This is a genomic window from Pseudomonas sp. TE50-2 (genome assembly GCF_040813665.1).
In the GTDB taxonomy this organism is placed as follows: Bacteria; Pseudomonadota; Gammaproteobacteria; order Pseudomonadales; family Pseudomonadaceae; genus Aquipseudomonas; species Aquipseudomonas soli.
The window spans coordinates 5,211,653-5,235,565 of record NZ_JBFNXN010000001.1 but is presented as its reverse complement, the minus strand read 5'-3'; the positions used below and the strand labels follow the sequence as shown (position 1 = coordinate 5,235,565).

Genomic DNA, 23,913 nt, shown 5'->3' with positions numbered 1-23,913 from the left:
AGGCTCTAACCCCTTCACTGCGGGGCTTGCGAGCAGCTTTTGGATCCATCGAGAAGCGCGAAAACCCCGTGCGTTTCAGCAAAGCTTGAGTACAATCATCGGCTTTTCCCGGGCCTCCCCGGTTCGTTCCTGGAAGTGCGAATGCTGATCGGTAGCTACTCCTCCTCGCTGGTGTTGATCTCGCTGTGCGTGGCCATCCTTGCCTCTTACACGGCCCTGGACTTGACCGGGCGCATCGCCACGGCCAAGGGCCGGGCGGTGTACCTGTGGATGGGCGGCGGGGCATTGGCCATGGGCATCGGCATCTGGTCGATGCACTTCATCGGCATGCTGGCGTTCAGCCTGCCCATCGAGCTGGGTTACGACACTGCGCTGACCGGCCTGTCGCTGCTGATCGCGGTGGCTTCGTCGGGTTTCGCCCTGTGGCTGGTGAGCCAGCCGAAGCTACCTTGGCTGCAATTGGCCTTCGGTGCCTTGATCATGGGCACCGGCATCGCCTGCATGCACTACATGGGCATGGCCGCGCTGCGCATGCAACCGGGCATCGACTACGACCCGACGCTGTTCGGCGCCTCCCTGGCCATTGCGGTGGGGGCTTCGGCGGCGGCGCTATGGATAGCCTTCCGCCTGCGCCAGCACACGCCCTATGTACGGCAGATCCGTGGCGTGGCGGCGGTGGTGATGGGGATCGCCATCGTCGGCATGCACTACACCGGCATGGCGGCGGCCAACTTCCCGGCGGGCAGCTTCTGCGGCGCACTGGCCACGGGGCTCGCGGGCGACGGCCTGGATTACCTGGTGCTGATCACCACCCTGGCGGTGCTGGCGGTGGCTTTGCTCACTTCGGTGCTCGACGCCCGGCTGGAGGCGCGCACGGCGGAATTGGCGCGCTCGCTGACCCTGGCCAACCAGGAACTGACCCAGCTGGCCCTGCACGACACCCTGACCGGGCTGCCCAACCGCACGCTGCTGGCCGACCGTATCGACCAGGCCGTCGGCCGCGTGGCGGAGCAGGGCGGCTGCTTCGCGCTGATGTTCATCGACCTGGACGGCTTCAAGCCCGTCAACGATGCCTTCGGCCACCATGTCGGCGACCTGTTGCTCAAGGCAGTGGCGGCGCGCCTACGCGGTCACCTGCACAGCCAGGACACCCTGGCGCGCATCGGCGGCGACGAATTCGTGCTGCTGGTGGAGCTGGACGAGCCGGACGACGCCATGAACGTCGCGGCCAAGCAGGTCAACCTGATGGCCAAGCCGTTCCGTGTGGCCGAGCACGACCTGCAGCTGTCGGCGAGCCTGGGCATCGTGCTGTATCCCGGCAATGGCCTGGACCAGCACGAACTGCTGCGCAACGCCGATGCCGCCATGTACCACGCCAAGAGCGCCGGCAAGAACGGCTACAGCTTCTTCGATGCGTCGATGAACAGTAACGCGCGCCAGCAGCTGCAACTGTTGCAGGACCTGCGTACGGCCCTGGAGCACGGCCAGTTCCGCTTGCACTATCAGCCCAAGTTCGACGCCGTGCAGCGCCTGCCCATCGGTGCCGAGGCTTTGCTGCGCTGGGAGCACCCGCAACATGGGCTGATGCTGCCGGACCGTTTTATCGGCCTTGCGGAAAAGACCGGGCTGATCATCCCGATCGGCGAGTGGGTGCTGGGTGAGGCCTGCCGGCAGATGCGCCAGTGGCTGGACCAGGGCAATGAAGAGTGGCGGATCGCGGTCAACCTGTCGGCCATCCAGTTTTGCCATACCGGGCTGGTCGACAGCGTGGCCCGCGCACTGGATGAGAACAGCCTGCCGCCCAATCGCCTGACCCTGGAAATCACCGAAACCACCGCCATGCGCGATGCCGACGCCAGCCTGCACGTGCTGCAGCGCCTGTCCGACATGGGCGTGGACCTGTCCATCGACGATTTCGGCACTGGCTACTCCAGCCTGATGTACCTCAAGCGCCTGCCGGCCAACGAGCTGAAGATCGACCGCGGCTTCGTGCGTGACCTGGAGCAGGACAGCGATGACGCGGCGATCGTCTCGGCCATCGTCGCCCTGGGGCAGGCACTGGGCTTGCGCATTGTCGCCGAAGGCGTGGAAACCAACGGCCAGCAGGACTTTCTCACCCGCCTGGGTTGCGATTCGCTGCAGGGTTATCTGCTCGGCCAGCCGGTGCCGCCCGAGCAGTTCATGAAAGGATTGCAGGCGCTCAAGGCGCGTCAGGCCCAGGAAGGTTAGTTAGACAGCGTTGCGCAACGGGCTGGCCATTAGGTCGAAGGTTTCCATCTCGGCTTCCACGGCCTCGATGATCCGCTCGACATCGGCGGCGTGCATGATGGTTGCGCAGGGAATGCCGGCAATGGCCAGCAGGGTTTCGCCGGTGGCCCGGTCGAACAGCCGGGCGACCATGCTGCGCGGCGCATCCATGCTGGCTTCGAAACCCAACGGATGAAAATGCCAACGCATCACCTGGCAGGCGTTGGGGAACGTCATCTTGTTCATGCCAGCCTCCTTGTTCGTGAACGTGGTGATTGCAAAGCGGTAACTGCCTAGGCCGTCCTGGCCGTCAGGACTCTAACCTTAGCACCTGCCATGGCAGTATTCGCTGGAAAATATGGCAGATGTACTAATGCATGACGGCGGTCACAGTCCTGTCACGATGAACGGTGGGCGCGCAGGGGGCAGGCAAACGTTTTCCCCGTGGGCCAGCGCCTGGCAGCCAGCAGCGCTCTGCTATGTTTACCGTCAGCGCTTTTCGGACCAGCGGTGCAGGCCGGCAGACAGGGAGACAGTCATGCGGTATTCCACGCTCACCCAACGCATCGCCGGTCACGCAGTCGCGGCCTGGGACATCCACTATCAGGCCCTCGAGCAGCGCCGCCTGGGGCGCGAGATCTTCCTGCTGTCGGTGGGCGATCCGGACTTCGACACACCAGCCCCGGTGGTCGAGGCCGCCATTGCCAGCCTGCGCCAGGGCGAAACCCATTACAGCGATGTACGCGGCAGCCTCGCCCTGCGCCAGGCCGTTGCGCGCCACAGCCAGCAGGCCGTCGACGCCGAGCGGGTGGTGGTGACCGCCGGGGCACAGTGCGGGCTGTTCGCAACCTTCCAGTGTCTATTCGAGGCCGATGATGAGGTAATCGTCGCCGAGCCCATGTACGTCACCTATCACACGGTATTCGGTGCCTGCGGCGCGCGCGCCGTGCAGGTGCCGGTGCGGCCGGAGCAGGGGTTCCGCCTGGACCCAGCGGCTGTGGCCCGGGCGATAACCCCTCGCACTCGCGGGCTGCTGATCAATAGCCCGCACAACCCCACGGGTGCGACAATCGGCCAGGCCGATCTGAAGTGTCTGGCGCGGTTGTGCCAGGAATACGACCTGTGGCTGATCTGCGACGATGTCTACCAGTCACTGCTGTACGACGGCGAGGCACCGAATCCGCTGGGCCTGCCGGGTATGGCCGAGCGCTGTGTGTCGATCGGTAGCCTGTCCAAGTCCCACGCCATGAGTGGCTGGCGCGTCGGCTGGGTGATCGGGCCGCCGGAGTTCGCCCGACACCTCGGCACCCTGGTCATGAGCATGCTGTTCGGCCTGCCGGAGTTCGTCATGCAGGCGGCCTGCGTGGCTCTGGATCAGGCTGAAGATGAGGTACGGCGGATGCGTGAGGTGTACCGGGCGCGCCGCGACCGGGTGTGCGCCTCGCTTGAGGACTGCCCCGGCATCCATGCACATCAGCCAGCCGGGGGCATGTTCGTGATGCTCGATATACGTGGCACCGGGCTCAGCGCCCAGGCGTTCGCCCAGCGTCTGTTGAACGAAGAGGGCGTGGCACTGTTGCCGGGTGATGGTTTCGGGCCCAGCGCAGCGGGGCATGTGCGGCTGGGATTGGTGCTCGAGGCGCAGGTGCTGGCACAGGTATGCCAGCGCATCCGCAACTGTGCCTCACGCGCCCTGGCCGAGCAGCCCGGCCGCGATATTGATGGTGAAACCCAGGATCGCCGTATTGAACACGAAGCCTACCAGTGAGTGGGCCAGCACCACCCGACGCATGGCCCGCCCGCCGACGCCGATGTCGGAGGTCTGCACGGCGACATTGATGGTGAACGAGAAGTAGTGAAAGTCCCAGTAGTCCGGGTTGCGCTCGCCATCGGCAAAGCGCAGCGGGGGCTCATGGCGGTCACCGGTGTAGAACAGTCGGGCGTAGTGCAGGCTGAAGATGCAGCCTATCAGCAACCAGGAGCCAGCCACCGTCAGCCCGGTGTACAGGTAGTGCAAGGCCAGCGCACTGCCTTCCAGGCCGCGGCTGGACACCAGTTGCAGGGTGACCGCCGCCAGGCTGGCGATGGCCGAGACGCAAACGGTGATCAGCACCAGGCCGGCGTTTTCATCTTCGATGCGGGCGACCTTGCGCACCCGCTCGGCATTGGCCCGCAGGCTCAGCCACAGGACCATGGCCAGGTAAAGCCAGACGCCGATGTTCCAGCCGACGAGGATGTGCTGCACGGTATCGCCGGCGGGGATCAGCCAGCCGCCGAGCAGGCCGGCCAGGGTGGCGATACTCAGGCGTGGGTGAGTGCGGGTGAGGTGGTGGAAGGCCATGCGGTCCCTTGGCGGTTGAACGTGGCTTCAACTGTAGACCAGATGCGGCCCTGTCGCGGGGCAAGCCCGCTAGCCCGGCATGCCGTCCACCCGCGCACGCAGCAGGATAGGCAGGTAGTGCCAGAGGAACAGCAGCAGCGCCGCGCTGCCGAACAATACCGACAACCCCAGCCCCAGCGGCGTGAACGGCGCCACGATCACGCGGGCCAGTGCCGCCAGCTGGATCAGCGCGAATGCCCAGCTCATGCTGCGGGGTACCTGAAGAGGGCGTCCGGTATGTCCCAGGCTGACCCGCGCCATCATCGCCACGATCAGCCCGGTCATGGCGCCGACCGTCAGCGCATGGGCGGCCAGGCTAGGGTTGATCGGCACCCCGGCATGCCACAGCGCCAGCCCCAGGCAGGCGGGAATCAGCCAGGCATAGGCCAGGTGCAGCGACCACAGCAGCGGCACATGCCACAGACCACGGTCGTGCCACAGCACCAGGCGCATGCCATGCAGCACCGCCAGGGCGGCGAACAGCACGGCCATCAGGGGGTGTGATGCATCGTTGAGCCCCAGCACATAGGTCAGCGGCAGCGCCACGCTGCCCAGCAGGCAGGCGCGGTCCAGCCAGGGCCGGGCCAGTGCCGGGCTCATGTTGCCCAGGCCGCGGCGAGTGAAGAACGGGATGACCCGGCCGCCGATCACGCTCATCATCGCCGCCACCAGCCACAGCCCGGCCAGCACGCCTCGCCGTTGCCACAGCGGGTCGTCGCGCAGCCAGCCTATAAGGGTCAGCCACTGGCAAGCCGCGATGAGCAATACCAGGCCGATGATGGGGTAGTTGTTGCGCAGCCGACGCTGGATGATCGGCCGCGCCAGGGCCAGCGCCACCAGGGGCAGGAACGCGCCCTCAATCAGCACCAGTAGCCAGGCGGGCAAGGGCAGGAACCAGCTTGCCCGACCCAGCAGCCAGAGCAGGAACAGCCCCTGCAGTGGTCGGCCACTGAGACCCGGGATGCCACTCCAGTTCTGCACCGCCGTGAGCAGGAAGCCGGCAACGATAGCCACAGCGAAGCCAAACAGCATTTCGTGACGGTGCCAGGCGAGCATCCCGCCGGCCGGTTCGAGCGTGTATACGCCGACCAGCACGCCGGCCCACAGCAGCAGGGCAACCAGGGCGAACAGGCTGCCGCCGAGGAAGAAGGGTCGAAAACCCAGGGCCCAGAGGGCCTGGCGGGGGCGGGCGGTGATCGGCTGGACGAGCATGGCGAGGACCTTGGTTCGATCGAAACGGTTGAATGGGGTACCATCACGAACCATGCCAGCGTTCAAAAGCCTTGAATATCAAGGTGATGGCACTGCTTTGTGTCATTATGACTTTATTTGTTTCTGGTCATTTTGACCTTGATCATGGTTTAAATGACTCGTTTTGCGCCGCTTTGCCTCTATACGCCAGGGCGGCTTTGCTACAGGATCCCCGTTGTGATCGACCTCCTGCGCAATCCGCTGCTGCAGTACCTCGCCCGCCTGGCCCCGTCCAGCCAGCTGACCATGCGCTACATCCTGCAGGACGCCGCCGACCGCCTGGGGTTTGCCGACTGTGATATCGCCGAGGTGCCCTGGCACCGCCTCGAGCCCGGCCATGTGATCGCCCTGGTCGCGGCGCTGCGTGCCGATGGTTATGCGCCCAACACATCGTCGTTGTACGTCAATGCCGTGCGTGGGGTGATGAACGAGGCCTGGCGCCAGGGTTTGATCGAGCACGAACAGTTGTTGATGATCCGCGAGGTCAAGCCAGCCGCCGGTAGCCGCCTGCCACCGGGACGCAACCTGCGGCGCAGCCTGATCCGCGAGCTGATGGACGTGTGCGCCGCCGACCCGCGCCCACAGGGTGTGCGAGACGCAGCCATCCTGGCGTTGCTCTACGGCACCGGGATGCGCAAATCGGAATCGGTCGATGTGAACCTTGACCAGGTGGATTTCCAGGAGCGCAGCGTGCAAGTGCTGGCCAAGGGCAACCGGCAGTTGGTCAAGTATGCCCCAGCCTGGGCCTTCGACAAGCTGCAGGCCTGGCTCGACCTGCGTCGCCAGCACCTGCCGGCCGGCGAGCGTGACGACAGCTTCCTGTTCAACCGCATCCGCCGTGGCAGCCACATCACCCGCGCGCGCATCACCAAGCACGCCATCTACTACATCGCCCGCCAGCGCGGGGCACAGGTGGGCGCCAAGATCATGCCCCATGATTTCCGCAGGGCATTCATCACCCGGGTGATCGAAGAGCACGACCTGTCGATCGCGCAGAAGCTGGCGCACCACGCCAATATCCAGACCACGGCCGGGTATGACCGACGGGACGACAACGAGCGGCGCAGGGCGGTGGAGCGATTCGACTACTGATCACTGCATTTGCCTGCGAGCATCAGTGAATGCTTGATGCCAGCTCGAAGATCGGCATGTACATCAGGATCACGATCAGCCCGATCAGCAGGCCGATAAAGGTCATCAACAACGGCTCGAACAATTTCACGAACCACTCTACCCAGCGACCGATCTCCTGGTCGTGGAAGTCGGCGCAGCGCTCGAGCATCTCACCCAGGTTGCCCGATTGTTCGCCGGCACGCAGCAGACGCAGCGAGACGGGGGTCACCAGTTGGCCGGCCTGCAACGCATCGGACAACGGCAGGCCCTCGGCGACCCGTTGACTGGCCTGCTCCAGGCCCTCGGCCGCAGTACTGCCTAGCAGGCCGCGGGCCATGCCCAGCGCGGTGAGGATGGGGATGCCCCCTTGCAGCAGAATCCCCAACGACCGGTAGAAGCGCGCCAGCTCATACATCATCAGGCGCTGGTGCAGCGCGGGCAGTCGGCGCAGCAGGCGACCGGCGCCACGGCGCACGGCCGGGTGGCGGCGCAGGGCGACCAGGGTGCCCACGCCGACAAACGTGCCCATCCCCAGGGGTAGTTGCTGGGCATGCAGGAACAGGCCGATCTGCATCAGCACCCGCGACAGCCACGGCAGTTCGGTGCCCATGCCCTCGAACACCAGGCTGAAGCGGGGCACCACGTACCCCAGCAGGAACAGCACCACGCCGCCGCCCATCAGCAACAGCAGCAGCGGGTAGACCGAGGCACCGACCAGCTTCTGGCGGACCAGATCCAGCCGCTGGCGATAGCTGATGTAGCGGGTGAGGGCGTCGCCCAATGCGCCGGTGCGTTCGCTGGACTGCACCAGGGCCACGTACAGGGTGGGGAACACCCGCGGCTGCAGGGCCAGGGCCTGGGACAGCGAGCGCCCCTCATAGAGTTGGCGCACCAGTTGCTCCAAGGTTTTGCGCGTGGCGCCGCCCGGGGCTTTCTCGGCCAGGCTCTCGAGGGCGTCGATCAGCGGCAGGCCGGCGCCGAGCAAGGTGGTCAGCTCCTGGCTGAACAGCATCAGATCGAACGCCGCTACGCGTCGTCGCAGGGCCAGGCCCTGGCTGCGCACGCTGAGCACGCGCAGCCCCTGGTCCTCGGCCTGGCGCCGGGCCTGGTCGCTGTCCTCGGCCTCCACCTGCAATTGCACCACGCCCTGGCTGCCCAGGGCCTTGAGCTGATAGCGCATGGCCGGGTTCCTCATTGCCAACTGGTGATTTCGGCGTTTTCGCCGTCACCACCGGGTTGGCCATCCTTGCCCATCGACAGCAGGTCGTACTCGCCGCCGTTCTCGCCGGGCTGCTTGTAGATGTAGGGGCGGCCCCAAGGGTCCTGTGGCACGGCCTTCTGCAGATAGGGGCCCGACCAGCGTGCTTCGCCACCTGGCGCGACTACCAGGGCCTGCAGGCCCTGCTCGCTGCTGGGGTAGTGGCCGACCTCCAGGCGATAGAGGTCCAGGGCCTTGCCCAGCCCCTCGATCTGCGCCCGGGCCACCTTGGCCTCGGAGCGGCCCAGCTGGCTGAAGTACTTGGGCGCGACGATGCCGGCCAACAGGCCCAGCACCACCAGCACCACCAACAGTTCGAGCAGGGTGAAGCCGCGTTGGGTACGGATGCTGCGTTGCATGGTGAAACCCTCCGGTGCATTTACCCCTGCCATGCAACAGCCGTGCACGTCTGCTCCGGGTCCTTGCGCCATGGGCCGCAGCAGGCGGCACGCGGCTTGCGTCGTAGTCGCAAAGCCCGGGTTAACGGGGCATCTCCCCCACATCGGGGGTCACGCTTGGGTTATTTGCGGCGGGAGGCGAACGACATGCGAGGACTGATCCTGGGGCTGGTGGCGGGGCTGATGGCATTCGCCGCCCAGGCCGACATCTATGTCTCGAGCGATGGCAAGGGCGGCTTCGTGCTGTCCAACGTGCACCGGCCGGGCCGGCATTACGACCGGGTCATCAGCGAACGCCCGACGGCGGGCGGGCCGGTCAATGCGCAACTGATCACCGGGCGACCCTACGCCGACCTGGTGGCGGCCGCCGCGCTGGCCCACGGTGTGCCGCAGGCGTTGCTGCACGCGCTGATCAAGGCCGAGTCCGGCTACAACCCCAAGGCTCGCTCGGCCAAGGGCGCGGCGGGGCTGATGCAACTGATGCCGGACACGGCGAAGGAAATGGGCGTCAAGGATGTACTCGATCCACAGGCCAACGTGCAGGGCGGGGCGCGCTACCTCAAGCGCATGCTCACGCTGTTCGACAACGACATCACGTTGGCCGTGGCAGCCTACAACGCGGGGCCTGAGGCGGTTCTCAGCCGTGGGCGGGTGGTGCCGCCGTTCGCCGAGACCCAGCGCTACGTGCCGAATGTGTTGCGTGACTATCGCCTGCTGCGCGGGCTGGCTGGGGATGCGCCGCTTTGAGGGGGCAAGGTGTTCGCCGCAAGTGTTGCAGCGCCAACCACCTGATGACCCATGCTTTCCCCAACTTTGGGCTATAACCTCTAGAGGTGCCCAGCCGCGGAGCCCGCCATGGACCTCGCCCCCCGTCACGACACACTGCTGCCGACCGAAGCCGTCCCGGCGCGCAAGCCGTTCGACCTGCTGCGTTGGTACGCCTGGGTCAGCCTGGCGATCATCCTGTCGGTAGGGGTTGGCCTGGGCCTGATCTCCAGCCGCTTCATCATCGACGAGAGCGTCGAGCGCGATGCCTTGCTCACCGCCCAGTTCATCACCTCCATCGCCGACGCCGAAGTGCGCCATGTAGCTATTCCCAACGTGCGCACCATGGGCGAGCTGCTCGACCCGCGCACCGATCATGCCTTGCCCGATGTCGATCCCGAGGCCCGGCGCCGGGCCCGTGGCGAGTTCCTCGACCATATTGCGCACCTGCCGGACATGCTCCTGGCCAATATCTACGCCCCCGACCGCACGGTGATCTGGTCGAGCAACCCGGCGCTGATCGGCAAACTCATCGAATCGGATGACGACCTCGACCGGGCCTTCGAGTACAAGATGCGCGTATCGGCCAGCTACCACGACTTCGAGCAGGCGCGCAGCGAGCAGAAGTTCGTCACCCCGCCCGAGCAACTGTTCATCGAGAACTACATCCCCTTGTTCGACGCCGACGGCGAAAACGTCACGGCGATGGTCGAGATCTACAAGGAACCCCACGACCTGATCGTGCGTATCGAGCACGGCCTGCTGCTGATCTGGCTGGCCATCGCCGTGGGTGCGGGCCTTGTGTATGTCGGCCTGTACGGCATCATGCGCCGCGCCGCCCGGCTGATGGCGGTGCAGCAGAAGCGGCTGATCGGTAACGAAACCTTCGTGGCCCTGGGCGAGGTGTCGTCGGCGGTGGCCCACAGCCTGCGCAACCCGCTGGCCAGCATCCGCTCCAGCGCCGAGCTGGCCCAGGCATTCGACGATGGCCCGGCGCAGAAGAACATCAGCGACATCATCAGCCAGGTCGACCGCATGTCGCAGTGGGTGCGCGAGCTGCTGCAATCGCTGCGCCCGCTTGGCGATGAAGCTGTGGCGGTAGATGTAGCCCAGAGCCTGCGCGACAGCTTGCAGGCGTTTGCCCAGGCGCTGGAGCGCGGTGGCGTGCGGTTGCTGCTGCCTGAGCTGCCAAGCGTGCGGGTGCTGGGCCAGCCGGCGCTGCTCGGGCAGATCTTCAGCAGTCTGATCGCCAACGCCCTTGAATCGATGGAGGCCGGTGGCGAGCTGCGTGTTGAGGTGGTGCGCAATGATCGGCGCAATCTGAGCCTGCGGCTCTCGGATACTGGCAAGGGCATGAACGAGCAACAGCAGCGCATGGCCTTCCGGCCATTCTTCACTACCAAGCAAGGCGGCGTGGGCGTGGGGCTGATGCTGGTGAAGAGGATCATGGAGCGCTTCGGCGGCTCGGTGCGGTTGAGCAGCCGTGAGGGGTCAGGGACCCGGGTACTGCTGAATTTTCGGGTGGCATCAACTTAACCTTAAGGTATAGGTTTTGAGCCTAATGCGCTGATATATAAGGAAATTATCTGAACTGGGTAACCGTTACCCAAAAGTGGGGATTTATCCAACAAACAAGATTAATAAAGATAAGCAACATAATGATTTATAAAGAAAAATTATAAATTTGTATTGCTGGCTGGCTTTTTGCTAGACCTCTCGCAAGCCTGCGCTGACACCTTCAGCAAAGGTTCGGTGGAATCACTTTGCTACCACCGGTAGCAGAGCCGCATGCCGGTGAACCTCATCGGCCTCCAGGTGGGAACGATGCGATGCAGACGCTCGAAAACGGTGCCCCCGACAAGGCCGCGCCTCCCGCCAGCGGGTTGGCCACGCCGCTGCACGAGTTCAACCTGCTGCGCTGGTTCTCGCTGGTCAGCCTGCTGATCATCGCCTCGGTGGCCGGTGGATTGGGCTATGTGTCGACGCGTTTCGTGGTGCAGGACAGCGTCGAGCGAGACGCCATGCTCACCGCCCAGTTCATCCAGGCCATGGCCCAGGCCGAGGTGCGGCACTCGCAGCTGCCCCCGGGCATCACCATGGGCGAGCTGCTCGATCCGCGCCTCGACCAGCAGCACCTGCAGTTCACTCCTCAGCTGGCCGAGTCGACCCGAGTGGAGTTCCTCGACCACGTCGAACACTTGCCCGACACCTTGCTGGCCAATGTCTATGCCCGCGACCGCACAGTGGTGTGGTCGACCAACCCGCACCTGATCGGCAAGCGCATCGATGAAGATGACGACCTGGAACACGCCTTTCGTTCGCGCAAGTCGGTGTCGGCCAGCTATCACAAGGCCGACGAGGACCGCGAAGAACAGAAGTTCCAGCGCGAGCCCCGGCACCTGTTCATCGAAAACTACATCCCGCTGTTCGACAGCCAGGGCGAGCAGGTGCTGGCGATGGTCGAGATCTACAAGGAGCCGCATGACCTGGTGCGGCGCATCCATCGCGGTTATGTGCTGATCTGGGCTTCCACCCTGGTCGGAGGGGCGCTGATCTACTTCGGGCTGTTCTGGATCGTGCGCCGCGCCGCGAGCCTGCTGCATCACCAGCAAGACCGCCTGGTCGCCAGCGAGACCTATGTGGCCCTGGGCGAGATGTCCTCGGCGGTGGCCCACAGCCTGCGCAACCCGCTGGCCAATATCCGCTCCAGCGCAGAACTGGCCCAGGACATCGCCAGCCCGGCGGCGCAGAAGAATATCGGCGACATCATCACCCAGGTCGACCGCATGTCGCGCTGGGTTCGCGACCTGCTGGTGTCGCTGCGCCCGACCAGCGACGAAGCCGAGTCGGTCGACCTGGTGGCGGCCGTCGAGGATGCGCGGCAGGCCTTCGCCCCGCAGATCGAGCGCAACAACGTGCGCTTCGCCTTCGACGGGCCAGCGACGCAATGGGTGGCCAGCCAGCCGTTGCAACTGACGCAGATCCTCAACAGCCTGTTTGCCAACGCCCTGGAGGCCATGCCCCAGGGTGGCGAGCTGCGCGCCGAGGTGCGCCAGCTGGAGGGGCAGCAGGCGCAACTGCAGCTCAGCGATACCGGCAAGGGCATGAGCGAGCAGCAGCGGCGCATGGTGTTCAAGCCGTTCTTCACCACCAAGCAAGGCGGCCTGGGTGTTGGCCTGGCCCTGGTCAAAAGGATCATGGAACGCTTTGGCGGCGCGGTCGAACTGACCAGCCGCGAAGAGGAAGGAACCCGCGTCAGCCTGACTTTCAATATTGCAGCGGGAGGGGACCATGGAGCACAGCATCCTGGTGGTCGAGGATGATGAAATCCTTGCCGACAACATTCGCACCTACCTGAACCTCAAAGGGTTCGAGGTCACCGTGTGCCACAGCGCGGAACTGGCGCTGGAGCAGATCAAGCGCGCCCGGCCCGACGCCGTGCTGACCGACAATTCGCTGCCTGGCATGAGCGGCCACGAGCTGTTGCGCACGCTGGTGGCGCAGGCGCCGGAGCTCAAGGTGATCATGATGACCGGCTACGGCAACGTCGAGGACGCCGTGTTGGCCATGAAGGAGGGCGCGTTCCACTATCTCACCAAGCCGGTGGTGCTGGCCGAGCTCAAGCTGATGCTGGACAAGGCCCTGGCCGCCGAGCGCATGGAGCGCACGCTGTCTTTCTACCAGGAGCGCGAGGCGCAGAAGTCCGGATTGCAGGCATTGATCGGCGAGTCGCCGGCCATGCTTGACCTCAAGCACACCTTGCAGCAGCTGCTCGATGCCGAGCGGCGCATGGCCAGCGGCGATCTGCCGCCGGTGCTGGTCGAAGGCGAGACCGGTACCGGCAAGGAGCTGGTGGCGCGCGCCCTGCATTTCGACGGCAGCCGGGCCAAGGGGCCGTTCATCGAGTTCAACTGCGCCTCTATTCCCGCCAACCTGTTGGAGGCCGAGCTGTTCGGCCACGAGAAAGGCGCCTTCACCGATGCCAAGGAGCGTCGCGTGGGCCTGGTCGAGGCGGCCGACGGCGGCACCCTGTTCCTCGACGAGATCGGCGAGATGGACCTGGTGCTGCAGGCCAAGTTGCTCAAGCTACTGGAGGACCGCACCATTCGCCGTATCGGCGCGGTCAAGGAGCGCAAGGTCGACCTGCGGGTGATCAGCGCCACCAACTGCAACCTGGAGCAGATGGTCCAGCAGGGCAAGTTCCGCCGCGACCTGTTCTTCCGTCTGCGCATCATCGCCCTCAAGGTGCCGCGCCTGTTTGCCCGTGGCCAGGACATCCTGCGCCTGGCCCGGCACTTCCTGGCCCACCACGGGCGGCGCTACGGCAAGCCCAACCTGCGCTTCTCGGCCGAGGCCGAGGCGCTGATGCTGGGTTACAGCTGGCCGGGCAACGTGCGCGAATTGCGCAACATGCTCGAGCAGACAGTGTTGCTGGCGCCCAGCGAGGTGATCGGCGCCCACCAGTTGAACCTGTGCATGACCCTGGTCGACGAGCCGCTGGCGCAGCCGGCGCAGGTGCTGGCATTCGAGGCGCCACGCCATGAATCACCGGCAGCCGCCAGCCTGCCGGACATGGAGCGCGACATGGTCTGCCGCACCCTCGACCGCACCGACTGGAACGTCACCAAGTCGGCGCGGCTGTTGGGGCTGTCGAGGGACATGCTGCGCTACAAGATCGAGAAGCTTGGGCTGACCCGGCCGGACAAGCGCCAGTGGTGAGCCGGGCCGCAGACCGGCATTTGCTGCTGCGGTGACAAGGAGGGCGTGGGAGCGGCGCATCACCGCCGCTCCCGCAAAGCTTATGGCTTGCCGCCGTTGCCTGAGCCTCCGCCTTCACGCCCCATCCCCTCCGAGCCGCTGTCCCCCATCCCCGGCAGGTCACGATCATTGTTCTGCTCGGCCGGCGGGCTGTCCGGGTCATTGCCCTTGATCCGCGGGTCGGTATCCCGTGGCATGGGCTTTTCGATCGGGTTGAGTGTGCTGTCAACGCCGGGCTTGGGCGCCGGGTTGTGCGGGTCGTCAGGGTAGGTGGCGCCGGTACCGGCGGCGAAGGCCAGGGGCGAGGCGAGCAGGGCGGCAAGCAGGAAGGAACGTTTCATGCGGGCAAGCTCCTTTGCGATGACAAGAAGTCGGCCCTGCCTGCGCAGGGCCTCGTTCTCATATGGGCCATGACCCCATCAGCAAGGTGCCATCACGGCGACCAACGGTCACACCACCATCGACAGCAGCATGATGAAGATGATGCCGACCACCGAGAGGATGGTCTCCATCATGCTCCAGGTCTTGAAGGTCTCGGCCACGGTCATGTTGAAGTACTGCTTGACCAGCCAGAAACCGGCGTCGTTGACATGGGACAGGATCAGCGAGCCGGCGCCGGTGGCCAGCACCAGCAGTTCGCGGTTGACCCCCGGCACCAGGTCGATCACCGGGGCGACGATGCCGGCGCCAGTGATGGTGGCCACCGTGGCCGAGCCGGTGGCGATGCGGATCACCGCCGCCACCAGCCAGGCCAGCATGATCGGCGAGATCTCGGCCTGCACCGCCATCTGCCCGATCACGTTGCCCACGCCGGTGTCCACCAGCATCTGCTTGAAGCCGCCGCCGGCGCCGACGATCAGCACGATGGCGGCGGTGGGGGCCAGGCTCTGGTCGAGCATCTTCATGATCTGCTGGCGGTTGAAGCCACGGGCCGAACCGAAGGTGTAGAAGGCCAGCAGCAGGGCGGCGAGCAGGGCGGTGATCGGGTGGCCGATCAGGTCCATCCACTGGCGCACGATGTGTTCGGCCGGCAGTACCACGTCGGCGAAGGTCTTGAGCAGCATCAGCACCACCGGCAGCAGCACGGTGATCAGGGTCACGCTGAAGCTGGGCAGGTTCTGCTGGTTCGACTCGCGGGCGATCTGGTCCATCAGCTCCTGGGACGGGTTGCCCGGGATGTAGCGCGAGATGAAATTACCGAACAGCGGGCCGGCAATCACCGCCGTGGGCAGGGCCACCAGCAGGCCATAGAAGATGGTCTTGCCGATGTCGGCGTGGAAGATGCCGATCGCCAGCAACGGCCCCGGGTGTGGCGGCACCAGGCCGTGCACCACCGACAGGCCCGCCAGCAGCGGGATGCCGATCTTCACCAGCGACACGCCGGAGCGGCGGGCGACGATGAATACCAGCGGGATCAGCAGTACGAAGCCGATCTCGAAGAACAGCGGGATGCCCACCAGGAAGGCGGCGAACATCATTGCCCAGTGCACCTTCTGCTTGCCGAAGGCGCGGATCAGGGTCTGGGCGATCTGGTCGGCGCCGCCGGAGTCGGCCATCAGCTTGCCGAGCATGGTGCCCAGGGCCAGGACGATTCCGACGAAGCCGAGCACGCCGCCGAAGCCGTCCTGGAACGACTTCATCACCTTGGCCACCGGCATGCCGGAGGTCAGGCCGAGAAAGCCCGCGGCTATGGTAAGGGCGACGAAGGGGTGGACCTTGAAATGGGTGATCAGCAGGATGAGCCCGACGATGGTGACCAGCGCGTCGAGCAGCAGGAAGGTATCGGTAGCCAGTCCGAACATGGTTCGTGAACCTCGGTCTTTTCGTTGTTGTTTTGGTATCGCGTGTCTTGCGTCATTGCGCCTGCGAAGGCATGGAGACAGCGCTGTCTTTGGTGAGCCGGAAAAACCGCCGGGTCAGGCAGTCCGCGCCAGCGCCTGCTCACCGCAAGGCTTTAGCCACTGGTGCACGTCCTCGGCCAGCGTGGGCAGCGGGCGGGTGGCGTCCAGTGCCAGGGTCAGGGGCTCTGCGTGCGGCGGCTCCAGCGCTGCGAACTGGCTGTCGATCAGGCTGGCCGGCATGAAGTGACCGGGGCGCGCCAGGACGCGCTTCTCGGCTTCCTGCGGGGTCAGCTCGAGAAACACGAAGCACAGTTCGGGCACGGCCAGGCGCAGGGTGTCCCGATAGCGGCGCTTGAGGGCCGAGCAGGTGAGGATCGGGCGTTCACCCGCAGCGAGGGTGGCCTGCAGCTCCTCGCCCAGGCGCACCAGCCAACCGGCACGGTCGTCGTCGTTCAGGGGAATGCCGGCGCTCATCTTGGCGATGTTGGCGGCGGGGTGGAAGGCATCGCCTTCGATCAGGCGGCCGCCGCTGCGGGTGGCAATGGCGGCGCCGACGCTGCTTTTACCGCAGCCGGCCACGCCCATGACCACGATCGCGGACAGGGAAGGGTTCATCTGTACCTCCTGCTGGGTGAGATAGCGCTGTCTCGGTCGGGACGAGCCGAAACCATGCGCCACCCTCCCGGGTGTTATTGATCTTGTCTTTGGCAGTATGGACGCTGAACGCATGCCTGCTACCAAGATTGCATTGCCTGCATCCAGAGACAGCGCTACCTTAGTGACCGTTCCCCATTCCTGCAAGCAGTAAAATTACGATACTCATGTCCCGTACTGGCTCGCGTACCACTGGTCGTCCCACCCTGGCGGAAGTCGCCAGGCTTTCCGGGGTTTCCCCCATCACCGCTTCCCGCGCCCTGCGTGGCGTCAGCACCGTGGCACCGGAGCTGGCGCAGAAGGTCATGGCCGCGGCGGCGAGCCTTGGCTATGTCGCCAACCCGGCCGCCCGTGCCCTGGCGTCGGCGCGCAGCCAGTCGGTGGTGGTGTTGATCCCCTCATTGTCTAACCAGCTGTTCATCGACACCCTCGAGGCCATTCACGAGGTGATGCGCCCCCGTGGCCTGGAAGTGCTGATCGGCAACTATCACTACGATGTCGCCGAGGAAGAGAACCTGATCCGCAACTACCTGGCCTACCAGCCGTGCGGCGTGCTGCTCACCGGCTTCGAGCGCAGCGAGGCCTCGCGGCAGATGCTGGCCGCGAGCCAGGTACCGTGCGTGCACATGATGGAGCTGGGCGGCGAGGGCGATGCCTTGTCGGTAGGGTTCTCCCAGCACGCGGCCGGGCGTGCCGCGGCGCGGCACCTGATCGAGCGTGGCCGCCGACGCCTGGGGTTCATCGCCGCGCAGCTCGACCCTCGGGTGATGCAGCGCGCCGAAGGCTTCCGTCAGGCCCTCGCCGAGGCCGGTCTGCAAGCCCCCGAGCTTGAAGTGCTCGACCCGCAACCCTCGTCAATCGGCCTGGGCGGCACGCTGTTCAGCCGCCTGCTGGCCCAGGCGCCGGATGTCGACGGCATCTTCTTCTGCAACGACGACCTGGCCCAGGGCGCGGTGTTGCAGGCCCTGCGCGAAGGCATCGAAGTGCCGCGCCGGGTGGCGATGGTCGGTTTCAACGACCTGCCGGCCTCGGCGCACATGGTCCCGCGCCTGACCTCGATCCGCACCCCGCGCGCGGCGGTCGGGCGCGGCGCGGCGCAGGCGCTGCTGGCGTTGCTCGATGGCAAGCGGGTGGCAACCGGGCAGCAGGACCTGGGCTTCGAGCTGATGGTGCGGGAGAGTTCCTGAACGGCCACAGGCGCTCTGCCTGCACAAGACGGATGCGGACATCCCCACCCATGGACCTGACCCGGCCTGAACAATAACGATCGAGGCTCTGGCCATGTCCCTGGGATCCGACTATCTCACGATGGCTGCTCTGCCACGTTCTCCAGTGCTTGCCCGCGGCTGACCCACCAGCCGAACCCCGCCGCGGTGAAGAACATGATCAGGCTGTAGATCGCCGCCGGCACCGCCATGGTCGCGTTGTTCAGCAGCGACGGGCTCAGGGCCAGCGCGATGGCCAGGGTGCCGTTGTGGATGCCGATCTCCATGCCGATGGCGATCGCCTGGCGTTTCGGGATGTTCAACAGGCGTGGCACCCAGTAACCCACGCCAAGGCTGAGCAGGTTGAACAGCAACGCGGCGCCACCGACGATCGGCGCGTACTCGACCACGGTCTGCCAGTCCTTGGCCAGGGCCAGGACGATGGTGAAGGCCAGGAACAGCGCCGCGACGATCTTCATCGGCTTCTGCATGCGCGCGGCGAAACGCGGCGCCCAGTGACGGATCAGCATGCCCAGGGCCACTGGCAGCAGGACGATGGCGAACACCTGCATGACCTTGGCGAATTGCAGGGGGATGGCCTGGTCCGATGCCATGAACCACATCAGCGACAGGTTCACCAGCAGCGGCATGGTGAGGATGGCGATCAGCGAGTTGACCGCGGTGAGGGTGATGTTCAGCGCCACGTCGCCGTGGGCCAGGTGGCTGAACAGGTTGGCCGTGGTGCCGCCGGGCGAGGCGGCCAGCAGCATCAGGCCCACTGCCAGTGCCGACTCCAGGCCGAAACCGTTGGCGATCAGGAAGCACACCAGTGGCAGCAGCAGGATCTGGCAGGCCAGGCCGATCACCACCGGCTTGGGGTACTTCACCACCCGGGCGAAGTCGGCGAGGGTCAGCGACAGGCCCAGGCCGAGCATGATGATGCCCAAGGCCAGCGGCAGGAGGGCGGTGAGCAAGGGGGAGGCGGTCATGGGCGGTCTCTCGGGCGAAGGATCCCGAGGAGTGTAGGTGGGTGCGCAATGATAGCTAATCGTGTCTGGACGATCTTGGTAACCGTTTGTTACTGGCCTGATGACGCCATGTCGCGTTGCGATGCCGGGCCTGTGCCAGTAGCATTCGCGCTTTTGCCGAGGATTAGCCCGTCATGCCGTTCCAGCAAGGTCTGCTTGCCACCCCGGTGCCGGCCCACGCCCGTCACCTGTTCTTTGCCCTCGATTCCCTGGAGGCGCTGCCCGCCGTACTGGACCAGTTGTTGCCGCAAGTCGATGGCCACAGCCTGATCCTGGCCATCGGCGCGCCGCTGGCCAAGGCCCTGGGCCGTGAGGTGCCGGGCCTGCGCAGTTTCCCGCAACTGGACGCGGTGGTGGAGAACCCGGCGACCCAGCACGCTCTGTGGTTGTGGCTGCGCGGTGCCGAGCGCGGCGAACTGTTCCTGCGCGCCCAGGCCTTGCAGCAGGCGCTGGCGCCGGCCCTGCGCCTGGTCGACAGCGTCGACGGCTTCCTGCACCGCGGCGGCCATGACCTGACCGGCTACGAAGATGGTACCGAGAACCCAGTGGACGCAGACGCCGTTGCCGCCGCCATCGTGCCGGGCGACATCCCCGGCCTGTCGGGTTCGAGCTTCGCCGCCTTCCAGCTGTGGAAGCACGACCTGGGCTACTTCAAGTCGCTGCCCCAGGCCGAGCAGGACAATATCATCGGTCGCCGCCTGAGCGACAACGAAGAGCTCGACGACGCGCCCGAGTCGGCCCACGTCAAGCGCACTGCCCAGGAGAGCTTCGCGCCCGAGGCGTTCGTGGTGCGGCGCTCGGTGGCGTGGACCGATGAGCGCGGCGCGGGCCTGGCGTTCGTCGCCCTGGGCTTCTCGCTGGACGCCTTCGAGGTGCAGCTGCGGCGCATGAGCGGGCTGGAGGATGGCGTGGTCGATGGCCTGTACCGCTTCAGCCGGCCGTTGAGCGGCGGCTATTACTGGTGCCCGCCGCTGGGTGAGCAGGGCGCAGACCTGAGCCTGTTGCTGGGCTGACAGGTCCTCATCGCGGGGCAAGCCTGCTTCCACGTCTCGGGCCTGATGCCCATCGGCGTGGGCTTGCCCCGCGATGACTCAGAACGGCACCGCCACCGTCAGCTGGCTGTAGACGTTGGTCCCGCTGCCCACCTGGTTGCCGCCATTGCTTTCATCCTTGCGCGGCTTGAACAGCCCCAGCAGCGGGGTGACGATCAGGTGCTCGTTGACCGCCCATTCCACATACAGGTCCAGCTCCTGCGCATCAAGGTTCAAGGTGTCGCGGCTACGCACCGTGTCGAAGTCGAAGAACAGCGCGCCGAGGGTCAGATTGTCCCGTGGCGTGGCCTTCAGGCCGACATGGTGGATGCCGCTGTTGGTGTTGAACGGCCCGGCGTAGTTGCCGGCGACCTCGCCCTGGATCCAGGTGCCATAGCCGCTGGAAAGCCCTGTGAACAGCAGGTCCCAGCCTGCGGAGTAGCGGGTGTAGCGGTAGGTCAGCTGCGGCGCCCAAGGGGTGTCGGCGAAGGTGTAGGCCGCTTCGCCGTACCAGGCCGTCTCATGCCCGCCGCGCTTGTCCTGCCAGGCATATTCGAAGGCCAGCCGGGTGTTCGCCAGGCCCGCACTGCCTTCACCCCGCACGCTGTATACATCCATGCCTTCGCGGGCCTTCTGGAACTCGCTGGCCCATTGGTCGGTCACGTCGATGCCGTGGATATAGGTCAGGCCCAGGGTACCCAGGCCATGGGTGTAGTCCAGGGTGCCGGCCGCCAGCTCGGTTTCGGCCTGGGCGCGGTTGTCGGACTTGAGCCACAGCACACTGCCATGCAGCCCCTCCTGGCCGCCCAGGCGCAGCACCGCAGTGCGGTCGAAGGCGTGGCGCGCGCCCAGATAGAAGCCGCCACCACGGTTGAGCTGGCCGTCGGCCGGGCCCTTGCCCAGGTTGGGCCCGTCGTCGTTGATCAGGAAGCCGCTGCCCAGGCGGATCACCTGGCGGCCGCCGGACAGGTCCACGCCATCCTTGCCCAGCAACGGGAACAGGTCGCCCGAGCGCCAGCCCAGATAGGCATCCTCGATCTTGGTGGTGCGTTCGGAGCCGTCCTGGTTGCCGCCTGCGTCGCCGTCGCCCCAGGCGCCTGAGCTGACCCAGTTGAGGGCGCCATACAGGCTGCCGTTGCCGGCCAGGCCCTGGTCGCCGCTGAGGCCGTACTTGATGAAACCTTCGCGCCAGGTCGAGCCACCGGGGGTGCCGTCGTAGTTGTGGCGGCTGTTGAACATGCCCCAGACCGCGAGCAGATCGGCGTTCAGGTGGCTGTCGTCGTCGGCGTACAGCTCGTAGGCCGGGCTGGCCTGGCCATGGACCAGCAGGGTCAGTGCCGTGGCCATTGCGGTGCGACGTGGAGTGAGACGCATGGATCGATCCTCGTTTTTTGTGTGCGGTCTTGAGTGCCGCGTTGTTGTGGAGGCAGTGTCGAAAGGTGACGGGCTATTAGCGCGTGGAACGCTGGCGGTGGTCTTGCCCGTGGCTGCCAGCGCTCTTGCATGTCGCCGCCATCACAGGCGCGCGGCGGTCTCCGGCAGCGTGGCGCCGCCGTCGACCACAAGGGTCTGGCCGGTGATGTAGCGGGCGGCGTCGGAGGCCAGGAACAGCATCGCGGCAGCGATATCGGCGGGTTCCCCCAGTCGCCCCAAGGGCACGCCCGCGGCGATCCGGGCGTTCAGCCCGGTATCGCCGAGGTTGCCCATGGCCGGGGTGCGCACCATTCCCGGTTCCACGCCGTTGACCCGTACATTGAACTGCGCCAGTTCCAGTGCGGCGTTGCGGATGAAACCGTTGACCGCGGCCTTGGACGCGGCGTAATGGCTCAGGCCTGGATAGGCCACCCGCGGGCCGGTCACCGAGGAGGTAGCCAGCACGCAGCCGCCACCTTGGCGGCGGAACAGCGGCAAGGCGCCTTGGGTGAGCCAGAACAACGCCCCTAGGTTCACCGCCAGGGTCCGTTGCAGCAGCGCCGGGTCGATCTCGGCGAACGCAGTGAGCGGGAAGTACGCGGCGTTGTGCACCAGCACATCCAGACGTTCCAGCTTGGCTAGCAAGGTGTCGATCGCAACGGGGTCGGCCAGGTCCAGCGTTTCCCCCCGCACGTCGTGACCCAGGACCCGTTGTGCCTCCATCAGGCGCTCAAGTGCTGGCGAATCGAGATCCACGGCCAGCACCTGGGCACCGCCCCGGGCGAAACCCTCGACGATGGCCTGACCGATCCCGCCCGCCGCACCGGTGACCAGCACGGTGCGACCTTCGAAGTCGTAGCACGCGTTCATGCCGACGGCTCCAGGTGGGTGAAGGCCAGGGTCGGCACGTCGACCACGGTCGAGCCGCCGTCGGCGGCGATCACCGCGCCGGTGACGATGCTGGCCTCGGCGCCGACCAGGAACTGGCACACGGCGGCTATTTCATCACTGCTGGCCGGGCGGCGCAGCGGTACGTCGGCGGTGACCCGGCGATAGGCGGCATCAAGGTCCTCCTGGTGGTGGTCCATCAACGCCTGCATCTCCTTATCCGCCATGGGCGTGCGCACCCAACCCGGGCAGACGCAGTTGACCCGTACGCCGAATGGTCCGTAGTCGCGGGCCAGCGAGCGGGTCAGGCCGACCAGGGCATGCTTGGCGGTGGTGTAGCCGCACACCTCGGGCCCGGCCGCCAGCGCGGCGATGGAGCCCAGCAGCACCAGGCTGCCACGCCGCTCGCGCAGCAACGGCAGGCATGCCCGGGCAGTGTGGAAGGCGCTGTCGAGGTTGCTACGCATAGCCTCGCGCCAGGCGCTGTCGCTGGTCTGCTCGGCTGCGCCCAGGCCGTGGCCGCCGGCGCAGGCTATCACCGCATCGAGGCCGCCGAAGCGCGTGCCTACCTGCTCGATGAACCCCACCCAGTTGACACTGTCCGCGGCATCGCCGGCCAGCACCAGGCCATCGCACTGCTGCGCGACGCGCTCCAGTGCCTCACGGCGGCGGCCCACCAGTGCCACCTGCCAGCCCTGGCGGGCCAGGCGCAGGGCGCAGGCTTCTCCGATGCCGCTGCCGGCCCCGGTGACCAGCACGCTGCGGCTCACTGCGCATGCTCCGTGCGGTTGAGCACCCGGCAGTGGGACGACACCGGGAAGTTGGCCAGCGCATCGAAGCCGCCGCCCTGATAGCCGAAGATCTTGCCGTCGCTGCGGTGCCGCGCCAGGTCGATCATCACCAGGCCCAGGGTGGGCACGATCTTCTCGCACCAGACGAACAGGTACAGCTGCTCGGCGATTTTGTAGTAGTACGCCCGGTCGGTGTCGCACAGCCCCTGTTCGACACCCTTGAGGCACTGCCAGCTGTAGTAGTTGGCGTTGAGGTAGATGTGCTCGTACTCCTCGGTGGGGCTGTAGCGGTAGTGGTTACGCAGGCCAACCAGCTCGGTGGTCGGCGCGTGGGGACAGGCGCCGGCCTGCCAGGGGCGGTCGAGGCTGCCGTGCAGGAAGCTGGCTTCGACGCCGGTCAGTGCTTCGCCGGCCAGGGCCAGGGCGTACAGGCCGCGCTGGGTACGGGCTTGGTCGGGTAGGCGGCCGAGCACGGCGGTGAAGGCCTGCGCCAAGGTGTCGAGCACCAGCGACACCGACCAGGCCTGGCCGGCCTCGTGCTTGATGAAGTCGACCAGGTAGATACCGGGGCGCACGGAGGTGGCCCGATACCCCGCGTTGCCGCTGCTGTGGCCGTCCGCCGCGTGCCAGTGCAGGCGCTCGCTGTCGAAGCGGTGCTCGATGATCCAGCCATTGGCGAAGTGCAGGGTGAGCGAGCGCCCGGACAGATCGGCCAGTTGCGGCAGGATGAAGGCCTCAGGTGCGAAGCCTTCGGCAAGGGCGCCCACGGTGATCCAGTCGGTTTGCTTCGGCATGTCGTTGACTCCTGTGTTGGGATGCTGCCCGGCATTTACGCGGTAGAACGCCGCCAGCGACGCCGGTACCTGCTGGCTGAAGGCCTGCAGGCAGTAGT

At 66.2% G+C, this 23,913-nt stretch carries 22 protein-coding genes; 9 read left to right on the top strand and 13 right to left on the bottom strand.

The genetic code is table 11. The annotated features are described in order from the left end of the window. Positions 1-141 precede the first annotated feature (141 nt). Entirely contained in the window at positions 142-2,229 is a 2,088-nt protein-coding gene (locus tag AAHK21_RS23985; protein WP_367858559.1) for a putative bifunctional diguanylate cyclase/phosphodiesterase, read from the top strand. Here AAHK21_RS23985 and AAHK21_RS23980 read toward each other — a convergent pair whose 3' ends face one another. Further along, on the bottom strand, positions 2,230-2,493 hold the full coding sequence (locus AAHK21_RS23980; protein WP_367858558.1) for a DUF1652 domain-containing protein: 264 nt from the start codon (positions 2,491-2,493) through the stop codon (positions 2,230-2,232). It lies immediately after the preceding gene. 292 nt (positions 2,494-2,785) lie between these two features. On the opposite strand from AAHK21_RS23980, the gene AAHK21_RS23975 reads away from it, so the two are divergent. Beyond that, the gene (locus AAHK21_RS23975) at positions 2,786-4,015 is read left to right on the top strand and encodes a pyridoxal phosphate-dependent aminotransferase (protein WP_367858557.1); all 1,230 of its coding nucleotides are present in this window, start codon (positions 2,786-2,788) and stop codon (positions 4,013-4,015) included. Here the strand turns inward: AAHK21_RS23975 and AAHK21_RS23970 are convergent. Continuing rightward, a complete protein-coding gene (locus AAHK21_RS23970; protein ID WP_102683921.1) occupies positions 3,932-4,588 on the bottom strand; it encodes a DUF1345 domain-containing protein in 657 nt (218 codons plus the stop codon). The genes AAHK21_RS23975 and AAHK21_RS23970 overlap by 84 nt on opposite strands. A 69-nt stretch (positions 4,589-4,657) precedes the next feature. Further along, a complete protein-coding gene (locus AAHK21_RS23965) occupies positions 4,658-5,839 on the bottom strand; it encodes an NnrS family protein (RefSeq protein WP_367858556.1) in 1,182 nt (393 codons plus the stop codon). 216 nt (positions 5,840-6,055) lie between these two features. On the opposite strand from AAHK21_RS23965, the gene xerC reads away from it, so the two are divergent. After that, positions 6,056-6,970, top strand: coding sequence for a tyrosine recombinase XerC (gene xerC / locus AAHK21_RS23960; RefSeq protein WP_367858555.1), 915 nt, complete (start codon positions 6,056-6,058; stop codon positions 6,968-6,970). A 22-nt stretch (positions 6,971-6,992) separates the two neighbouring features. Here xerC and AAHK21_RS23955 read toward each other — a convergent pair whose 3' ends face one another. Then, a complete protein-coding gene (locus AAHK21_RS23955; RefSeq protein WP_367858554.1) occupies positions 6,993-8,171 on the bottom strand; it encodes a type II secretion system F family protein in 1,179 nt (392 codons plus the stop codon). An 11-nt stretch (positions 8,172-8,182) separates the two neighbouring features. Next, positions 8,183-8,608: a type II secretion system major pseudopilin GspG gene (gene gspG / locus AAHK21_RS23950; protein WP_038706070.1), complete on the bottom strand. Its 426-nt coding sequence runs from the start codon at positions 8,606-8,608 to the stop codon at positions 8,183-8,185. A gap of 186 nt (positions 8,609-8,794) precedes the next feature. Between gspG and AAHK21_RS23945 the strand changes: the two genes are divergently transcribed. The 4 genes from AAHK21_RS23945 to AAHK21_RS23930 all read left to right on the top strand — a co-directional run bounded on the left by AAHK21_RS23945 (position 8,795) and on the right by AAHK21_RS23930 (position 14,131). Further along, complete coding sequence (locus tag AAHK21_RS23945) at positions 8,795-9,394, top strand: lytic transglycosylase domain-containing protein (protein ID WP_094012142.1); 600 nt, start codon at positions 8,795-8,797, stop codon at positions 9,392-9,394. Positions 9,395-9,502: 108 nt separating this feature from the next. Then, entirely contained in the window at positions 9,503-10,948 is a 1,446-nt protein-coding gene (locus AAHK21_RS23940) for a PAS domain-containing sensor histidine kinase (RefSeq protein WP_367858553.1), read from the top strand. A gap of 293 nt (positions 10,949-11,241) precedes the next feature. After that, positions 11,242-12,735 (top strand): sensor histidine kinase, encoded by a 1,494-nt coding sequence (locus AAHK21_RS23935; protein WP_367858552.1) that lies wholly within the window; start codon positions 11,242-11,244, stop codon positions 12,733-12,735. After that, entirely contained in the window at positions 12,704-14,131 is a 1,428-nt protein-coding gene (locus AAHK21_RS23930; RefSeq protein ID WP_367858551.1) for a sigma-54-dependent transcriptional regulator, read from the top strand. The genes AAHK21_RS23935 and AAHK21_RS23930 overlap by 32 nt, the downstream gene beginning before the upstream one ends. 80 nt (positions 14,132-14,211) lie before the next feature. Here the strand turns inward: AAHK21_RS23930 and AAHK21_RS23925 are convergent, their stop codons facing one another. The 3 genes from AAHK21_RS23925 to AAHK21_RS23915 all read right to left on the bottom strand — a co-directional run bounded on the left by AAHK21_RS23925 (position 14,212) and on the right by AAHK21_RS23915 (position 16,626). After that, positions 14,212-14,511 (bottom strand): hypothetical protein, encoded by a 300-nt coding sequence (locus tag AAHK21_RS23925; protein WP_367858550.1) that lies wholly within the window; start codon positions 14,509-14,511, stop codon positions 14,212-14,214. A 108-nt stretch (positions 14,512-14,619) separates the two neighbouring features. Further along, positions 14,620-15,972 (bottom strand): GntP family permease, encoded by a 1,353-nt coding sequence (locus tag AAHK21_RS23920; RefSeq protein ID WP_038706074.1) that lies wholly within the window; start codon positions 15,970-15,972, stop codon positions 14,620-14,622. Between the two features lie 114 nt (positions 15,973-16,086). Continuing rightward, on the bottom strand, positions 16,087-16,626 hold the full coding sequence (locus AAHK21_RS23915) for a gluconokinase (RefSeq protein ID WP_102685267.1): 540 nt from the start codon (positions 16,624-16,626) through the stop codon (positions 16,087-16,089). A gap of 206 nt (positions 16,627-16,832) precedes the next feature. Here AAHK21_RS23915 and AAHK21_RS23910 point away from each other — a divergent pair, with 206 nt between their 5' ends. Next, positions 16,833-17,852 carry a LacI family DNA-binding transcriptional regulator gene (locus AAHK21_RS23910; protein WP_102685268.1) on the top strand — a complete coding sequence of 340 codons (1,020 nt, stop codon included), beginning with the start codon at positions 16,833-16,835 and terminating at the stop codon, positions 17,850-17,852. Positions 17,853-17,968: 116 nt separating this feature from the next. Here the strand turns inward: AAHK21_RS23910 and AAHK21_RS23905 are convergent, their stop codons facing one another. Then, positions 17,969-18,859, bottom strand: a complete 891-nt coding sequence (locus AAHK21_RS23905; protein ID WP_367858549.1) for a bile acid:sodium symporter family protein — start codon at positions 18,857-18,859, stop codon at positions 17,969-17,971. A 173-nt stretch (positions 18,860-19,032) separates the two neighbouring features. On the opposite strand from AAHK21_RS23905, the gene AAHK21_RS23900 reads away from it, so the two are divergent. Beyond that, positions 19,033-19,911 carry a Dyp-type peroxidase gene (locus AAHK21_RS23900; RefSeq protein ID WP_367858548.1) on the top strand — a complete coding sequence of 293 codons (879 nt, stop codon included), beginning with the start codon at positions 19,033-19,035 and terminating at the stop codon, positions 19,909-19,911. A 78-nt stretch (positions 19,912-19,989) separates the two neighbouring features. Here AAHK21_RS23900 and AAHK21_RS23895 read toward each other — a convergent pair whose 3' ends face one another. From AAHK21_RS23895 to AAHK21_RS23880, 4 genes are all read right to left on the bottom strand, one after another. Beyond that, positions 19,990-21,276, bottom strand: coding sequence for a hypothetical protein (locus AAHK21_RS23895; RefSeq protein ID WP_367859027.1), 1,287 nt, complete (start codon positions 21,274-21,276; stop codon positions 19,990-19,992). A gap of 168 nt (positions 21,277-21,444) precedes the next feature. Then, positions 21,445-22,212, bottom strand: coding sequence for an SDR family oxidoreductase (locus tag AAHK21_RS23890; protein ID WP_367858547.1), 768 nt, complete (start codon positions 22,210-22,212; stop codon positions 21,445-21,447). Further along, the gene (locus tag AAHK21_RS23885; RefSeq protein ID WP_367858546.1) at positions 22,209-23,000 is read right to left on the bottom strand and encodes an SDR family NAD(P)-dependent oxidoreductase; all 792 of its coding nucleotides are present in this window, start codon (positions 22,998-23,000) and stop codon (positions 22,209-22,211) included. Before AAHK21_RS23885 ends, AAHK21_RS23890 begins: the two co-directional genes overlap by 4 nt. Further along, positions 22,997-23,815: a molybdenum cofactor biosynthesis F family protein gene (locus AAHK21_RS23880; RefSeq protein WP_367859026.1), complete on the bottom strand. Its 819-nt coding sequence runs from the start codon at positions 23,813-23,815 to the stop codon at positions 22,997-22,999. The genes AAHK21_RS23885 and AAHK21_RS23880 overlap by 4 nt, the downstream gene beginning before the upstream one ends. Between the last annotated feature and the right edge of the window lie 98 nt (positions 23,816-23,913).

What these genes read in the sequence shown, in the direction of transcription:
- AAHK21_RS23935 (WP_367858552.1), top strand. Translation starts at nt 11,242, where the DNA reads ATGCAGACGCTCGAAAACGGTGCCCCCGACAAGGCCGCGCCTCCCGCC.
- AAHK21_RS23915 (WP_102685267.1), bottom strand. Translation starts at nt 16,626, where the DNA reads ATGAACCCTTCCCTGTCCGCGATCGTGGTCATGGGCGTGGCCGGCTGC.
- gspG (WP_038706070.1), bottom strand. Translation starts at nt 8,608, where the DNA reads ATGCAACGCAGCATCCGTACCCAACGCGGCTTCACCCTGCTCGAACTG.
- AAHK21_RS23905 (WP_367858549.1), bottom strand. Translation starts at nt 18,859, where the DNA reads ATGACCGCCTCCCCCTTGCTCACCGCCCTCCTGCCGCTGGCCTTGGGC.
- AAHK21_RS23965 (WP_367858556.1), bottom strand. Translation starts at nt 5,839, where the DNA reads ATGCTCGTCCAGCCGATCACCGCCCGCCCCCGCCAGGCCCTCTGGGCC.
- AAHK21_RS23975 (WP_367858557.1), top strand. Translation starts at nt 2,786, where the DNA reads ATGCGGTATTCCACGCTCACCCAACGCATCGCCGGTCACGCAGTCGCG.
- AAHK21_RS23985 (WP_367858559.1), top strand. Translation starts at nt 142, where the DNA reads ATGCTGATCGGTAGCTACTCCTCCTCGCTGGTGTTGATCTCGCTGTGC.
- AAHK21_RS23910 (WP_102685268.1), top strand. Translation starts at nt 16,833, where the DNA reads ATGTCCCGTACTGGCTCGCGTACCACTGGTCGTCCCACCCTGGCGGAA.
- AAHK21_RS23940 (WP_367858553.1), top strand. Translation starts at nt 9,503, where the DNA reads ATGGACCTCGCCCCCCGTCACGACACACTGCTGCCGACCGAAGCCGTC.
- AAHK21_RS23970 (WP_102683921.1), bottom strand. Translation starts at nt 4,588, where the DNA reads ATGGCCTTCCACCACCTCACCCGCACTCACCCACGCCTGAGTATCGCC.
- AAHK21_RS23930 (WP_367858551.1), top strand. Translation starts at nt 12,704, where the DNA reads ATGGAGCACAGCATCCTGGTGGTCGAGGATGATGAAATCCTTGCCGAC.
- AAHK21_RS23945 (WP_094012142.1), top strand. Translation starts at nt 8,795, where the DNA reads ATGCGAGGACTGATCCTGGGGCTGGTGGCGGGGCTGATGGCATTCGCC.
- AAHK21_RS23890 (WP_367858547.1), bottom strand. Translation starts at nt 22,212, where the DNA reads ATGAACGCGTGCTACGACTTCGAAGGTCGCACCGTGCTGGTCACCGGT.
- AAHK21_RS23920 (WP_038706074.1), bottom strand. Translation starts at nt 15,972, where the DNA reads ATGTTCGGACTGGCTACCGATACCTTCCTGCTGCTCGACGCGCTGGTC.
- AAHK21_RS23980 (WP_367858558.1), bottom strand. Translation starts at nt 2,493, where the DNA reads ATGAACAAGATGACGTTCCCCAACGCCTGCCAGGTGATGCGTTGGCAT.
- AAHK21_RS23955 (WP_367858554.1), bottom strand. Translation starts at nt 8,171, where the DNA reads ATGCGCTATCAGCTCAAGGCCCTGGGCAGCCAGGGCGTGGTGCAATTG.
- AAHK21_RS23900 (WP_367858548.1), top strand. Translation starts at nt 19,033, where the DNA reads ATGCCGTTCCAGCAAGGTCTGCTTGCCACCCCGGTGCCGGCCCACGCC.
- AAHK21_RS23880 (WP_367859026.1), bottom strand. Translation starts at nt 23,815, where the DNA reads ATGCCGAAGCAAACCGACTGGATCACCGTGGGCGCCCTTGCCGAAGGC.
- AAHK21_RS23925 (WP_367858550.1), bottom strand. Translation starts at nt 14,511, where the DNA reads ATGAAACGTTCCTTCCTGCTTGCCGCCCTGCTCGCCTCGCCCCTGGCC.
- AAHK21_RS23895 (WP_367859027.1), bottom strand. Translation starts at nt 21,276, where the DNA reads ATGGCCACGGCACTGACCCTGCTGGTCCATGGCCAGGCCAGCCCGGCC.